Here is a 16,127-nt window from a genome sequence, read left to right on the forward strand (position 1 = left end):
TTGCGTATCATGCCACCAGGTTGATGGTGGTGGTGTACAGCGCATGAACCCACCTTTAATTAAAACAACATACGTTTTAGGGGAAAAAGCCAAAATAATTAAAATTGTGCTGAATGGCTTTAGTGAAGATGTGGATATCAACGGTGAGAGTTACTCTAACACCATGCCCTCCTTCGATATACTTAAAGACCAGGAAGTGGCCGATGTACTAACTTATGTACGTAACAGCTTTACTAATAAGGCCAGTGCTGTTAAGGTAAGTGAGGTAAAGGCTTTGAGAGGCAAGAAATAATTATTTCGGATTTACTCATTTAACAAGAAAGGCTCTCTGTTTTGGAAAGCCTTTCTTGTTTTAATCTTGTCTCTTGGTTGTCGATTCTTGACTCTCAATCAATAACCGTATAAGTGTAACCCTGAGATTTTCTAACCTTTTGGCTAATGCGTTTAAGGCTGTCTTCAATCTCTTCTTTCAATAATTTATCAGTTACTTCTAAAAAAGCGCGATGATAGTTGTCGGTAGCCGCAGCCCAATTTTTATGTCGTTCGTCTATTAGTCCGGCCAGTATATAAATGGAAGCCAGGTTAACGCCGGGTATAATCATGGCTTTAGCCTTTACAACTTCAAACTGCTTTTCCATCTGCAAAAACTGCAGCAGGTGCATGTAATGAAAATAAACGTCCGGGAAATTAGGTTCCAGTTCGTTTGATGTTTTAAAGTGAAAACCTGCGGTATTATAGTCGTTTAAATCGTAATAGTAAATTTTGCCTAATTGAAAGTGCGCGCGCGCATGTAGCGGATCGTTAATGATGATCTCATTGAGTAACTGCAAACTTTTGGGAGTTTCTCCGTATTTCAGTTCTTCAACCGCCAGGAGATATTTCTCTTCGATGTTATAGTAAGTGTCCATAGTAAATAAAAAATCCTTCGATCGTCTTTATTTTAAACAAGGCGATCATAAATAAAACAATAAAGTATGTGGATGAAAAGCGCCCCTTACCAAGGGCTAATGTGGCTATCGAATAGCTAAACATTACCGGGCATACCGGATAACGGCTGCTTGCGGGTAATGATGGATTGGAGTTTTCTGTACAACATATTTTTTAAAGCTTATGCAATTTAAGCAATTAAACTATAGCTTCAAAATTTGTTGTTAAAAGATGATAATATGCATACAAAGTGAAACTGCATATGCATATTATCTATGGACACAAATCGCTTACGCTGATAAGCGTGCTGATTGTTGTTCTACCAACGGAATATTTACGTTTACGCCTTCTATTACGTAATTAGATTTAAGCTCACGTTCTGATACGATGACACAAAAATCTTCAAACCTTACACCATCTTCAAACGGGTAAAGGGTGTACCCACGTTTGTTGGCATCGTAAGCGCCAAGTTCGAAGATCTCTTCATAATTTTTGCCTTTTATCTTCGCGCCTTCTACCAGCTGGTAAGCGTCTTTTATTTCGTTAAAATTAATGTTTTTCATAGTAATTAGTCCTATACAATTACTTTGCCATTAATTTTATAGGCTAACTAAACCACTCAAATAATTGGTTTTGCTGTAACTTTTCTTTCTCTGCAGTATTTAAATCGCGCATTAGTTGGCCCTCTCCCATTTGTATCAGGCGGTTACCGTAGGTGTAAGCGTCTTTTAAATTGTGCGTAATCAGTATTGCTGTCAGGTTAAATTCTTTTACAATCTTGTCTGCAGTTTGCATCACGATATTGGCCGATCGCGGGTCGAGCGCAGCAGTAGGCTCGTCCAGCAATATCACTTTGCAACTGTCCATCACACTCATTAATAGGGTTAAAGCTTGGCGTTGACCACCAGATAATGTCCCCATTTGCTGATTGATCTTATCTTCTAAACCCAGGCCAAGTGTGGCTATTTTATCCTTCACCTGTTGGGCAAAATGGTCGCTGATGCCAATTTTAAGCCCCTTGGGTTGGGTACGGATGGCAGCGAGCCTAAAATTATCGATAATACTCAACCCCGAAGCAGTGCCGCTTAATGGATTCTGAAATACACGCGCCAGCCATTTGCTACGTTGATGATCCGGCAGTTTGGTAATATTTTCGTTATCCAGCATAATGGTGCCCGATGTTGGAAGCACACTGCCTGCAATAATATTCAGCAGTGTAGATTTCCCCGAACCATTTGAGCCTACAATTACTGTGTAATCTCCTTCGGCAATATTGAGATTAATGCCGTTGAGTGCTTTAACCTCGCTAACCTGGCCCTCATTGTAGGTTTTATAAACTTCACTAATCTTAATCATGCTGCCTCCTGAATGATAAACGTGGTAAACTCACAATTAATAACACAAATACAGCGGTTACCAATTTCAACAGGTTGGCATCAACCCCGATACTTAATGTAACGGCCAATACCATTTGAAATACGATAGCCCCACCCACAACCAGTATTAAGCTCCACACTACAGAAGTAATGCGCAGCCAGTTAATCAACGTTTCGGCAATGATAACCGAACCCAGGCCGGTAATTACGATACCTATCCCCATGTTAATATCAGCAAATCCCTGAAACTGGGTCATCATGAAACCGCTCAAGGCTGTTAGGCCGTTGGCCAAAGCCAGTCCGGTTATCTTCATCCGGTCGGTGTTTACTCCCATGGCACGGATCATCTGCTCGCTGTCGCCCGTGGCGCGCATGGCTATACCGAAATCTGTTTTAAGCAGGTAGCCTATTACTGCAACTAGTAAAATTACTACGATTAATAAGATGACCAAACTATTCTGGTTAGGATCGGCGGTAATATTTAGCCAATTAAAGATAGACGCTGTATTCAACAAGGGCACGTTTGAACGGCCAAGGATTTTTAGATTAACAGAATACAAAGCCGTCATCACCAGGATGCCTGCTAACAGCGCGTTTATTTTAAGCTTAGTATGGATCAATCCAGTTACAGCACCCGCAATACCGCCAATAACCAATACAGCCGGGATGGTTAGCCATAATGACTGCTGGTGGGTAAGCATGGTGGCGGTAACCACACCACCCAATGTATAACTGCCATCGGTAGTAATGTCTGGGATGTTAAAAATCTTCATCGACAGGTATACCCCCAGCGCAATGGCCGACAGGCATAAACCCTGCAATAAAGCGGTAAGGTAGAAATCCATTATTTAATAGCCTGGAAATTTGTAGGGATAGTTAAATGATACTTTTGCGCCACAGCCACATTATATACCCGCTTACGGATCTTCACCATCTCTGGTTTTAAGCCAGCGGCTGAGTGCGTTTTTAAATATTGTGCCGCCTGTAAGCCTGCCTGGAATCCCCATTGGTAAATATCGGCACCAAAGGCGGCAACAGCGCCGCGCTTTACCAAACCCGCTTCGCTGGTAAAAATGGGTACATTCTTTTGGTTACAGCTTTTCAAAATAGTTTCGAAGGATGCAAAAACGGTATTATCCGGGTTGGCAAAAAAGGCATCAATGTTTTTGCTTAACAATGATTGTGTAACCAGTTGAGCATCGGCAGACGAGTTTAACGGCAGGGCAACAATAGTTATATTTAAGCCTTTTGCAAGCGATTGAATCCGTGCCAGCGCATCGGCAGATTGTGGTTCAGACTGGTTATAGATCATCCCCACCACCAGCTTGCCGGCTTTTGGCTTCAGTATTTTAGGGATCAAGGCAAATGAGGTATCGATGTATGGCAGATCTTCAACCGCACCGAACAAATTGGCCGGAGCTTTACCATCGGCACCAATTAAATGCGCCCTTGCCGGCGTAGGCGAAACCATCATAAAAATGGGGATGGTCTTAGTTTTTTGTGAAGCCGTTACCGATGCTAAAGTAGTGCAGGTAGCCAGCAAGTCAACTTTATTACTTACAAACTGGTTAACAATTTGCGTTAAGGTAGGGATACTGCCTTCGGCGTTACTGTATTTAATTACTACCGTTTTTTTGTCTTCGCTAAAGCCGTTTTGCTTTAGGGCATCGGTAAAACCAACCCTTGCCTGTGCTATGGTCGCATCTTCAAAGGCATCAACAAAACCTACAACAGGCACCCCATTAGTTTGCTTTTGCTGACAGGAAACCAAGCCAAAAAGCAACAAAAATGCAGTTAACTTAAAAATATGCTTCATGTCACTAAATTAAACATTTAAGAAACATAAGGTTTATAATTATACACTTACTACCCTTTTTTACGTTAATTTGGCAATTACATGATACCAATAATTTCAAAACTACCGCAAACGCCCACCACTATCTTCTCGGTAATGTCGGCCTTGGCTAACGAAGTTGGCGCCATTAATCTATCGCAAGGTTTCCCGGACTATGAATGTTCGCCAGTACTAACAGACCTGGTAAACAAGGCAATGCAAGACGGTCACAACCAATACGCGCCTATGCCGGGCCTGCTTTCGTTACGCGAGCAGATCAGCCAGAAAACCGAAAAGCTATATGGTGCAACCTACAATCCCGATAGCGAGATCACCATAACCGCAGGCGGCACACAGGCTATATTTACGGCCATCAGCGCAGTTATTCACCCTAATGACGAGGTTATCATTTTCGAACCGGCTTATGATTGCTATGCCCCTACTATTAAATTAATGGGTGGTATTGTAAAATCATTAGAATTGCACCCGCCCGATTATAAGATTCAATGGGATATGGTGAAAAAGTTGATCAGCAACCGTACGCGGATGATCATTTTAAATTCGCCGCACAACCCTACGGCTACCATTTTGGATGCAGAGGATATTAAGCAACTGAACGACATTGTAACCAACCGCGACATCATTATTCTGAGTGATGAGGTTTACGAGCATTTAGTGTTCGATGGTCAGCAGCATTTAAGTATGGCCCGCTATCCCGAATTGCAGCAGCGCAGTTTTATTGTGGCATCATTTGGTAAACTGTTTCATACCACCGGCTGGAAAATTGGTTATTGCATGGCCCCTGCTTATTTAATGCAGGAGTTTAGAAAAATTCACCAGTTTAATGTGTTCAGTGTAAATACACCGATGCAGGTAGCTGCTGCCGAATACCTGAAAGATGAAAATATTTATTTAAGCCTGCCCGATTTCTTTCAGCAAAAGCGCGATCACTTTAGAGAAGGACTAAAACAAACCAGGTTTGAGTTATTGCCTTGCAGTGGTTCATACTTTCAATCGGTACGCTACCAAAACATAGCAGATGAGAAAGATAGCGACTTTGCCATGCGTATTACCAGGGAAACCGGCGTAGCTGCCATACCTGTTTCAGCCTTCTATTCGCGGGGTACAGACCACCAGATATTACGTTTTTGTTTTGCGAAAAAGCAAGAAACACTGGATAAAGCCGTTGATAGATTAGTAAAGTTGTAAACTTTAGCCATAAAATCACCTAAAAATATAATTTATAAGCTCTAATAAAAATTTATGGAGAACCTTAAAATTACCGTTTTTCAAGGACATCTTTTTTGGGAAAACATTGATAAGAATTTACAAAATATAGCACTGCGCTTAGCAGGGATCCGCGAAAAAACAGATCTGATTATTTTGCCCGAAATGTTTACTACCGGCTATTCTATGAACGCCGAAAAACTGGCAGAACCCATGTATGGTAAATCTATGCAATGGATGCAGGAAACCGCCCATAAATTTGGCGCTGTAGTGACTGGGAGCCTCATTATAGAAGAAGCCGGCCATTATTATAACCGGCTGATATGGATGCGCCCCGATGGCACGTACGCCCAATATGATAAACGCCATCTGTTTACCATGGCTAAAGAAGAGGATACTTACACAGCAGGCCGAGATAAACTGATAGTTGAACTAAACGGCTGGAAGATTTGTCCCGTAATTTGTTATGATCTGCGTTTCCCGGTGTGGCTGCGCAATGTAGATGCCGAATATGACCTGCTGATTGTAGTGGCTAACTGGCCCGAAAGACGCTCATTGCACTGGCGCACTTTAATATCTGCCCGGGCAATTGAAAACCTTGCATATGTTATAGGTGTTAACCGTGTAGGCCATGATGGTAACGAGGTTTACCATTCGGGCGATTCTACCTGTATTGATCCGGCCGGTAATGTTGTATATTACAAAAGGGACGAAGAAGATGTTTATACGTTTTCGATACTGGCCGAAGAAGTAATTAAGGCCCGCCGGTACTTTCCTTTTTTAAAGGATGCCGATGCGTTTACGCTGCAAGGATGATGATTTAGCTGAACTTCACTTTAACTTCATCCCGGTTCTTGAAAATTGCATCTGTGAATTAGGGAATGTTAAAGATGAAGAGCTATCAGTTGAACTTAAAAAACAAGAACTACTATTTTAAAGAGATCCTCGGGTTTCTGTTCCTGCTTTTTGCCGTTTATTTTATCCGCCACCAATCATACGAGCTTAAGCATATTGGCAGTGTGTTAAGGGGATCAGAATTTAACTGGATACTAATTGGCCTTGCTGTTACCTTGTTATATATTGCCACCCAGGCGTATATGTATGTTTACAGCTTTCGTACGGTAGGCGCAAAAATCAGGCTTTGGGATGGCGTTAAGCTTTTTTTGAAACGCAACCTCATCAGTGTTTTTTTGCCGGGCGGCGGGGTTACCTCGCTGGCCTTTTTTACCAAAGAAATTGAGCAGCAGCACATCAGCAAAAGTCGCATCAATTTTGCTTCTTATATATATGGCTTTGTAGGCATTTTTACAGTGTTTGTGGTAGCTATACCGGTTATGCTGTGGCTTATTATTACCAACCAGCAATTCGCCGGCGAAATGTGGGCTTTTGGCAGTGTAGGTGTCCTTATTATTATACTGGGATGGGCCACTTGGTCATTATTAAAACGAGGATTAATATTCAGGCTGGTTATTAGACTTAGCCCCGAGATTGAACTGGTTTGGAATGAGATCATGGCCGATAAGTTCTCCTATAAAGCATTTATCCAAACGGTATTAATCTCGCTGCTTATCGAGTTTATGGGCATTGCCCACCTGATGATCGCCATGGCAGCTATTGGCAAGGTGCCATCATTCGAAGCCGCTGCAGTAGGTTATATCATTGCTACCCTATTCCTCATCATTTCGCCTTTTTTACGAGGAATGGGGGCTATTGAACTCTCACTCACCTTGTTTTTAAAACAGTATGGCGGCTTTAACATTACCGAAGCTGCTGCCATTACCTTACTATATCGTTTGTTCGAGTTTTGGTTGCCACTGGTAGCAGGCATATTCAGCTTTATATTTAACAAGGGCAATATTTTTCTACGGATATTTCCTGCAGTGTTATTATTTGGTTTGGGGATGGTTAATATTATTTCAGTTTCTACCCCGGCTATTAAATCGCGCGTAAAGTTATTGAGCGAATTCTTTCCGATACAAACTATTTATATCTCTAATTTTCTGGTATTAATCATCGGGATATTGCTAATTATCACCTCCGCGTTTTTAATCAGGGGTTTGCGTAATGCCTGGTATTTTGCATTGGGATTATGCATGTTTTCACTAGTGGGACACATTACCAAGGCTTTTGATTATGAAGAATCGCTGATTGCACTATTTGTTATGATTGCGCTTTTACTCACCCAGCGTCAGTATTATATCCGTACCAACAGAAATCTGCAAAGCCTGAGCCTGGGTGCCGCACTCTGGATCTTTGCTGCCGTTACCATTTATGGTATTGTAGGTTTTTATTACCTTGATAAGCAACATTTTGATATTGATTTTTCATTGGCAGCCTCTGTACGCAGCACATTCGATAATTTTATTCTGCTTAACTCGGCCGGCTTAATACCACACACCAGGTTTGCACGCTCCTTTTTATATTCTATTAACCTGTTTGGCGTGGCTGCTATTGCCTTAGTATTCTACGCTTTTATTAAACCCTACTTTTTAGAACGCGAGATTGATGAGAGTGAGCTAAATAACGCGAATAAACTTTTAGAGAAATACGGTAATTCGCCGGTTGATTATTTTAAAACCTATGCCGATAAACTCTTCTTCTTTTCTGAAGAACACGAAGGTTTTCTGGCATACCGGGTAGCCAATAATTTTGCCATTGTACTGGAAGAGCCTGTTTGCGAAGACAATATGAGTGTTAAGTCTGACATATTGCGCGAGTTCGAACGTTTTTGTCAGCAGCAGGGTATTAAGCCAGCCTACTATCGTGTAGATAGTTTAAGCCTCGATCTGTTCGGTTACCTGGGTAAAAAATGGATGGTAATTGGTCAGGAAGCAATACTTGATCTCAACACCTTTTCGCTGGAGGGCAAAGACCGAAAGTCGATGCGCAATGCGGTTAACAGTATGCAGAAAAAAGGCTTTATCACCAAAATATATGAAGCGCCCATTAAGGAAGGCCTGTTGCAGAAACTTAAACTGGTAAGCGACGAATGGCTAAAAAGTATGGACCGTGAAGAACTGGTATTTTCGCAAGGAATGTTTGATTGGGATCAGTTGAAACATCAGCCTATCATCACCTTAGAGAATGATGACGAGAAAGTATTGGCGTTTTTAAACGTAATACCAGACTATGCCCCGGGCGAGGCCACCTACGATCTGATCCGTAAAACAGCCGATGCACCGGGTGGCAACATGGATGTACTGATCATAGAATTGATTAACTATTGCAAAGGCAAAGGTTACCAGTATTTAAATATGGGCCTTGCCCCTATGTCTGGTATTGAAAAAGCCCGCGATTTGCCCGAGCGCACCATAAAGTTTGCCTACGAAAAAATCCAGCAGTTTAGACATTATCGAGGCCTGCGCGATTTTAAGGAGAAGTTCGATCCACTATGGCGCAATAAATACCTGGTATATGAAAACTCTTACGATCTGTTGCAGTTGCCAATGGCTATATCAAAAGTAATGAAACCGTGATTTTACACACACTTGTCATTGCGAGCGATAGCGTGGCAATCGCGTCGCATTTATCTACGACGAGATTGCTTCGTACCTCGCAATGACAAATTTCTTTATTATAATATGAAATTTGATTTGAAAATTATCGCCTTATACATTCTGATTGGTTTATTGGTAACAATTGTTTCTTCTACCCAAGCTCAAATATCCAGCAAAGACTCTATTCATTATAGTGGCTTTGGCTATATGCATTTATATAAACCTACCCAACAAGTAAATAATGTAATTATTTGTGTATCTGGAGATGGCGGCTGGAATGAGGGTATTGAAGGCATCGCTCTAAAAATCAAAACGCCAAATACTTTAATAATTGGTGTAGATGTACGCCACGTTCTTAAATACATGCGCGAAAATAAAGCTGAGTGCTTGTACCCGGCTGCAGATTTTGAAGAAATGAGCCAGTTTGTACAAAAGGAAATGGGTTACAAAACTTACTTTACTCCTGTTCTGTTGGGCTATTCATCCGGTGCTACATTGGTTTACGGTTTGCTGGCACAAGCACCGCAAAATACATTCAGAGGGGCTATTGCACTAGGTTTTTGCCCCGATCTGGATATTAAGAAACCACTATGTAAAGGTTCGGGCAAGTTTGAATGTATTAAGCGGAATGATAATAAAGGCTATGATATTGGTCCGGTGAGTAACTTGAGCGCGCCCTTTATCTCAATGCAAGGCACTGCAGATCAGATTTGCGATTATGCCTCAACTGTTGCATTTCTAAAAAAAGTACCGCATGCCGAGGTGGTGTCCTTACCCAAAGTTGGGCATGGTTACACCGTAGACAAAAACTGGGTACCGCAATTTAAACAAGCCTACGCCCATTTGTTAACCATAACACAGGAAACCCCTGCGCCAAACGAAGCGAGCATGAAAATTAACCTGCCCATTAAAATAACTGAGGCCGGCGGCACAGCACAAGCCAATGATATGGTATTAATGATTTCGGGCGATGGCGGCTGGACGGGCTTCGATCAGCAAATTGCTTCAGAGTTTGCTTCACATGGCATCCCGGTTGTCGGTCTCAATTCTCTAAAATATTTCTGGGACAAGAAAACACCTGAACAAACTGCACAAGATGCTTTAACGTTAATTGAAAAATATTCATCACTTTGGAAAAAGGAGAATATTGTTTTGGTGGGATATTCGTTCGGTGCCGATGTGATGCCGTTTATTTATAATCGTTTGCCCGAGGCTATCAAAAAACGGGTGCATAATGTAGGTTTGCTATCACCATCAAAGGATACAGATTTTGAGGTCCATGTTTCAGATTTACTCAACTTTGGTTCGTCAGACCGGGAGCTGAAAGTACCTGCCGAGATTGAGAAAATGACAGATGTTAAGATCACCTGTTTCTTTGGTAAAGATGAAGACGATGTACCGCTTAATGAGCTGCCCAAACAAAATTGTAAAGTTGTATTTTTAGATGGAGGGCATCATTACGAAAATAGTTTCGATGTGATCTATAAAAATGTAATTCCGCAATAAAGTGAAGGATTTTGTTCGTTCCTTCATGCAAAATTCATATCTGTTTATAAGATTTGTAACGTTGAATAGGGATCAGAAACATGCAAAAACTAAAAAATCTAACTTTTTTATTACCCGCTCTTACACTTTTTTCTACATTAACCGCTAAAGCACAGACAGATACGCTTAAGCTCAATTTTCAGGATGCCGAAAAGCAATTTCTGCAGAACAACTTAAGTTTGGTTGCGCAAAAGTATAACGTAGAATCAACTAAAGCATTAATCGATCAGGCCAAACTTTGGGACAACCCCACCCTTAGTACTGATCAAAACATCTGGGATGGTAGTAGCCGTCGTTTATTTGACCACTCGAACGGCTACGGCCAGGTGTTTGTACAATTAAGTCAGGTATTTACTACCGCCGGCAAACGTGGCAAGCAAGTACAAGTTGCCAAAGACAATGCTCAAATTCAGGAAGCTGCTTTTAATGACCTCATGCGTAATCTTCGCTACAATCTGCAGCTCGATTTTGGCCAGGTTGCTACACTGGTTGAGCAGAGCCACGTTTATCAGAATGAAATTAAGGCTGCAAACGGGTTGGTAGGTGTAACCCAAAAAACATTTGATGCAGGTAACACCTCCATGAAAGACCTGATCCGTTTAAAGGCCCTTGTTTTTGGGTTGGAGAATGACATGGTTGAAAACAGCAGGCAGATCAACGAACTACAGGCAGAACTTAAAACCCTGCTGCACGTAAAGGAAACCGCGTTTGTTTTACCAATTGTGCAGGATAAACCGGTGCAGGATGTTAACCTGGATGTTGTAGCTTTAATTGACCAGGCAAAAACCAACCGCCCCGATTTCTTATCAAACCAGTACCAGTTAAATTCATCAACCCATAACCTGGCTTTACAAAAAGCAATGGCCGCGCCCGATATTACGCTTGGTGGCTCGTTCGATAAAAACAGCAGTTATGCCCGTAATTATTATGGTTTACAGATAGGCCTTCCCCTACCCGTATTTAACCGTAACCAGGGCAATATAAAATCGGCCAAGTATGATGTAATGAGCCAGCAGGCTACCTTACAGGATAACGAGGTTAGGCTGCGTAATGATGTGGTGCAAGCCATTAATCAGTACAAACTAAACCAGCAGCTTTTTAGTACCCAGCAAATACAGTTTAATGAACAGTATGACAAGCTGTTTAACGCCATGACCACCGGCTTTAAACAACGTCAGATTAGTTTAGTGGAGTTTATAGATTTTTTTGATAGCTATAAGGACACCAAGCTTAAAATTTTGCAGCAGCAATACAACCTGCAAAAATCTATCGCCGACCTCAACTTCGCCGTTGGCACTACTGTGATTAAACCGTAATAAATTTTAACTCGATAACAACAAACTATAAATGATGAAAACAAAAGCGTTAGTAACCGGCTTTGCCGCTTTAACGTTGCTGGCAGCATGCAAGCATAAAACAGAAGCGCCTGTTGAAAACAAACAGGTATGTGTAAGCGATTCGATGGCCAAATTAATTACCATTGATACCGCCAAAACAGCCACCATGAAAGATGAACTGAATCTTTCGGGCGAAGTGTCTTTTGATGATAACAACGTAGTTAAAGTGTTCCCTTTTTCTAGCGGACAGGTTTTACAGGTTAAAGTTTCCCTGGGCGATAAAGTAACCAAAGGCCAGGTACTGGCTATTTTGCGCAGTGCAGATGTTGCCGGTAACTATACCGATTTAACATCTACCGATGCCGATCTGGCTATTGCCAAACGTCAGCTTTCACAGGCAGAATATTTATACAAGAACGGTATCTCGAGCGAGCGTGATTACACTGAAGCGAAAGAAGGTTACAACAAAGCCGTAGCAGCAAGCAGCAAAATAAAACAACAGTTGGCTATTAACGGTGGTGGTAACACCAGCGCATCTGGTACCTTAATTGTTAAGGCACCGCAAAGTGGTTACATTGTAGAGAAAAACATTACCCAGGGTAGCTTTATCCGCCAGGATAACGCCGGCAGCATGTTTACCATCTCTAACATGCAGGATGTTTGGATCTGGGCCAACGTGTTCGAGTCTGATATCAGCAAGGTTAAATCTGGTTACACAGCTAAAGTAACTACGCTAGCCTATCCGGGTAAGGTATTTACCGGCAAGGTTAACGAAGTGAGTTCGGTGTTAGACCCGGATAATAAGGTAATGAAAATTAAAATTGTATTACCTAATCCCGATATGCTTTTAAAGCCTGAAATGTTTACCAGCGTAACTATTTCCAATAGTGATAACCAGCAGGCGGTAGCTGTACCGGCTAAGGCAGTTGTGTTTGATAACAGCAAATACTATGTGGTGGTTTACAACAGCAAATGCGATTTAAAAGTGCGCGAAGTAAGCGTTATTAAAAGCGTTGATGATATTTCTTATATCAGCTCTGGTTTAAAACCGGGCGATCTGGTGATATCAAAAAATCAGCTGATGCTGTATGACGCGTTAACTGCCGAATAACATTTTCGACAGCATTTTATCAAGTTTAATCGCTAATTATTGATTAATTGAAGCAATGAATAAATTCATTAAAGGCATCATACAATTTTCTCTAAAAAACCGGTACTTCGTGTTTTTTATGACGGCAGTACTGGCTGGTTTAGGGGTATGGAGCTATAGCAATACACCTATTGAAACGTTTCCCGACGTTACCAATACACAGATCATCATCATAGCCCAATGGCCGGGACGTAGCGCTGAAGAGGTTGAAAAGATGATCACCATCCCGATGGAGACCGTGTTAAACTCGGTACAGAGTAAATCTAATCTGCGTACCACCTCTTCATTCGGTTTGTCTTATATCCGTATTATTTTTGATGACGGCGTTGACGATGCCTTTGCCCGCCAGCAGGTATTAAGCCGCTTAAGCAATGCAGATTTGCCGGACGGTGTTAAGCCGGAAGTTGAGCCACCTTATGGCCCAACAGGCGAAATTTATCGTTACACTTTAAAAAGCCATACCAAATCACTGCACGAGCTTACCGCTATACAGGATTGGGTATTAGACCGCCAGTTTAAAGCCATACCCGGTGTGGCCGATGTTAACAGCTTTGGCGGCGAAGAAAAAACTTACGAAGTAAGTGTTAAACCTGCCCTGCTAAGCAAATACGGATTAACCTCACTGGATGTATTTAGCGCCATTAACCGCAGTAATATTAACGTAGGCGGCGATATTATTGAGAAGAACGACCAGGCTTACATTGTACGCGGTATTGGTTTAATTAATAATACAGATGAGATCTCTAACATCATTATTAAAAACGTAAACAACGTGCCGATACTGGCCAAAGATGTTGCCGAAATTAAAGAAAGCGGACTGCCCCGTTTAGGGCAAGTAGGCCGCGATAAAGAAAACGACGCAATTGAAGGTATTGTGGTAATGCGCAAAGGCGAAAATCCTGCCGAGGTGCTGGAACGTGTGCGCGATAAGGTGAAAGACCTTAACGATAACGTTTTGCCAAAGGATGTAAAGATCGATACGTTTTATGATCGTACCAACCTGATGGATTTTTGTACCGAAACGGTGATCCATAACCTTTGCGAAGGTATTATACTGGTAACCGTGATCGTGTTCCTGTTCATGGCCGACTGGCGTACCACGTTAACCGTAACACTGGTTATTCCGCTGGCATTACTGTTCGCCTTTATTTGTTTACGCTTAAAAGGTATGAGCGCCAACCTGCTCTCTATGGGTGCAGTCGATTTTGGTATCATTGTAGACGGGGCCGTGGTAATGGTTGAGGGGATCTTCGTGGCGCTCGATCATAAAGCACACCAGGTGGGCATGGAGAAATTTAACAAACTGGCTAAACTCAGCTTGTTTAAAAACGTGGGTACAGAAATGGGGAAATCCATCTTCTTCTCCAAAATAATTATCCTTACCTGTTTGGTGCCAATTTTTGCCTTCCAAAAGGTAGAAGGTAAAATGTTCTCGCCACTGGCTTATACTTTAGGTTTTGCCTTAATTGGTGCCTTAATTTTTACCTTAACACTGGTGCCTGCCCTATCGAGCATCTTGCTGAACAAGAACGTAAAGGAGAAGCACAACCCGGTTGTGTTATTCTTCGAAAACGGTATCCGCCGTATGTTTACGTTTACCTATAAAAATCAAAAGTTAAGCTTAATCGTATCATTGGTTATCATGGTACTAACTTTTGCTTCTGCTAAGTTTTTGGGTACAGAGTTTTTACCACAGCTTAACGAAGGTGCTTTATGGGTAACTGCACAGTTGCCAATGAGTACCTCGTTAGAAAGTTCGGTAAACGTAACCAACAAAATGCGCGAGATTTTATCTACCTATCCCGAAGTTAAACAAACCCTATCGCAGGTTGGTCGTACTAATGACGGTACCGACCCTAAAGGTTTCTTTAACGTACAGATCCAGGTAGATCTTTTACCGCACAAACAGTGGAAACGTAACATTACCGAGGATGAGCTGATTGCAGACATGTACAAGAAGCTAAGCAAGTATCCGGGTATCATTTATAACTTCTCGCAGCCTATTAGTGATAACGTGGCCGAAGCTGTTGCGGGTGTACCAGCATCAATGGCAGTTAAAATATTCGGTCCTGATTTTGAGGTGCTTGACCATAAAGCAGATGCTGTAATGGCGATACTGAAAAAAATCCAGGGGGTTGAAGATTTAGGTGTACTGCGTAATCTTGGTCAGCCGGAGTTCAGGATCGAATTAGATCAGCGTAAAATGGCCTTGTATGGTGTAACTACTGCCGATGCCAATGCTGTTATAGAGATGGCCATTGGTGGTAAAGCAGCCACGCAATTATATGAAGGCGAACGCAAGTTTGATATTCGTGTACGTTATCAGAAAGATTCGCGCGATACCCAGGAGAAGATCGAAAACCTGATGGTGCCTACTCTGAATGGTTCTAAAATCTCTATCAAGGAGATCTCTACCATTAAAACATTAACAGGCCCTGCGTTTATATACCGCGATAATAACATGCGTTACATTGCTGTTAAATTTTCGGTACGTGGCCGCGATTTGGGTAGTACCATTGCAGAGGCTCAGCAAAAAGTAGGTGCCGCGGTTAAGTTAGATCGAGGTTACAGCTTTACCTGGAATGGTGAGTTTGAAAATCAGATTCGTGCATCAAAAACATTGTCACGCGTAGTGCCAATCTGTTTACTGGTTATCTTCCTTATTCTGTTCATTACCTTTGGTAACGCCAAAGATGCCACACTGGTAATCCTCAACGTGCCTTTCGCTTTAATAGGTGGTATCCTTGCCCTGCATATTACAGGTATCAACTTTAGTATCTCGGCGGGTATCGGTTTCATTGCCCTGTTTGGGGTTTGTATCCAAAACGGTGTGATTCTGATCTCGGTGTTCCGTAAAAACCTCGATGCCCGGATGCCATTAGATACCGCCATATTAGAAGGTGTAATCTCCCGTGTTCGCCCGGTGGTAATGACCGCATTGATGGCTGCCATCGGTTTAATGCCGGCTGCTATATCAACCGGAATCGGTTCAGAGACACAGAAACCACTGGCTATTGTAGTTATTGGTGGTTTGGTTACTTCAACCATATTAACGTTGTTAATACTCCCTATTATTTACGCCATTGTGCATCGGTTGATCCACAGGCGCGAAAACAGGAAACTGTTAGCAAAATTAGGTGCTATTAAAAAATCATAAACAAACAAAACGCCCCGTTATTATGCGGGGCGTTTTTTGTTGCTACCTACCGGTAATCTTGTTAATTTGCATTTTGT

Annotated in this window: 13 protein-coding genes; 8 read left to right on the top strand and 5 right to left on the bottom strand. The window is 42.0% G+C overall.

The annotated features are described in order from the left end of the window. The coding region (locus RG47T_RS26360) for a c-type cytochrome (protein WP_216351029.1) at positions 1-292 on the top strand (292 nt) is incomplete at its 5' end. 94 nt (positions 293-386) lie between these two features. Here RG47T_RS26360 and RG47T_RS09180 read toward each other — a convergent pair. The 5 genes from RG47T_RS09180 to RG47T_RS09200 form a co-directional block, all read right to left on the bottom strand. After that, positions 387-908, bottom strand: coding sequence for a tetratricopeptide repeat protein (locus RG47T_RS09180; RefSeq protein ID WP_074489139.1), 522 nt, complete (start codon positions 906-908; stop codon positions 387-389). A gap of 309 nt (positions 909-1,217) precedes the next feature. Further along, positions 1,218-1,490, bottom strand: coding sequence for a hypothetical protein (locus tag RG47T_RS09185; RefSeq protein ID WP_074489140.1), 273 nt, complete (start codon positions 1,488-1,490; stop codon positions 1,218-1,220). Between the two features lie 43 nt (positions 1,491-1,533). Next, positions 1,534-2,283 carry an ABC transporter ATP-binding protein gene (locus tag RG47T_RS09190; RefSeq protein WP_074489141.1) on the bottom strand — a complete coding sequence of 250 codons (750 nt, stop codon included), beginning with the start codon at positions 2,281-2,283 and terminating at the stop codon, positions 1,534-1,536. Then, positions 2,276-3,148, bottom strand: coding sequence for an ABC transporter permease (locus RG47T_RS09195; RefSeq protein ID WP_074489142.1), 873 nt, complete (start codon positions 3,146-3,148; stop codon positions 2,276-2,278). The genes RG47T_RS09190 and RG47T_RS09195 overlap by 8 nt, the downstream gene beginning before the upstream one ends. After that, positions 3,148-4,119 carry an ABC transporter substrate-binding protein gene (locus RG47T_RS09200; protein ID WP_074489143.1) on the bottom strand — a complete coding sequence of 324 codons (972 nt, stop codon included), beginning with the start codon at positions 4,117-4,119 and terminating at the stop codon, positions 3,148-3,150. Before RG47T_RS09200 ends, RG47T_RS09195 begins: the two co-directional genes overlap by 1 nt. An 81-nt stretch (positions 4,120-4,200) precedes the next feature. Here RG47T_RS09200 and RG47T_RS09205 point away from each other — a divergent pair, with 81 nt between their 5' ends. The 7 genes from RG47T_RS09205 to RG47T_RS09235 all read left to right on the top strand — a co-directional run bounded on the left by RG47T_RS09205 (position 4,201) and on the right by RG47T_RS09235 (position 16,050). Further along, positions 4,201-5,346 carry a methionine aminotransferase gene (locus RG47T_RS09205; RefSeq protein ID WP_074489144.1) on the top strand — a complete coding sequence of 382 codons (1,146 nt, stop codon included), beginning with the start codon at positions 4,201-4,203 and terminating at the stop codon, positions 5,344-5,346. 54 nt (positions 5,347-5,400) lie between these two features. Further along, entirely contained in the window at positions 5,401-6,180 is a 780-nt protein-coding gene (locus tag RG47T_RS09210; RefSeq protein ID WP_074489145.1) for an amidohydrolase, read from the top strand. 74 nt (positions 6,181-6,254) lie between these two features. Next, entirely contained in the window at positions 6,255-8,840 is a 2,586-nt protein-coding gene (locus RG47T_RS09215; protein ID WP_074489146.1) for a phosphatidylglycerol lysyltransferase domain-containing protein, read from the top strand. A 105-nt stretch (positions 8,841-8,945) separates the two neighbouring features. Further along, positions 8,946-10,367, top strand: a complete 1,422-nt coding sequence (locus RG47T_RS09220) for an AcvB/VirJ family lysyl-phosphatidylglycerol hydrolase (protein WP_083627348.1) — start codon at positions 8,946-8,948, stop codon at positions 10,365-10,367. Between the two features lie 80 nt (positions 10,368-10,447). Beyond that, positions 10,448-11,722: a TolC family protein gene (locus RG47T_RS09225; protein WP_074489147.1), complete on the top strand. Its 1,275-nt coding sequence runs from the start codon at positions 10,448-10,450 to the stop codon at positions 11,720-11,722. Positions 11,723-11,753: 31 nt separating this feature from the next. After that, positions 11,754-12,854 carry an efflux RND transporter periplasmic adaptor subunit gene (locus tag RG47T_RS09230; protein ID WP_245770805.1) on the top strand — a complete coding sequence of 367 codons (1,101 nt, stop codon included), beginning with the start codon at positions 11,754-11,756 and terminating at the stop codon, positions 12,852-12,854. Between the two features lie 55 nt (positions 12,855-12,909). Continuing rightward, positions 12,910-16,050 (top strand): efflux RND transporter permease subunit, encoded by a 3,141-nt coding sequence (locus RG47T_RS09235; protein WP_074489149.1) that lies wholly within the window; start codon positions 12,910-12,912, stop codon positions 16,048-16,050. Positions 16,051-16,127 lie beyond the last annotated feature (77 nt).

The sequence above is a fragment of the Mucilaginibacter polytrichastri genome (assembly GCF_001911425.1).
Lineage (GTDB): Bacteria > Bacteroidota > Bacteroidia > Sphingobacteriales > Sphingobacteriaceae > Mucilaginibacter > Mucilaginibacter polytrichastri.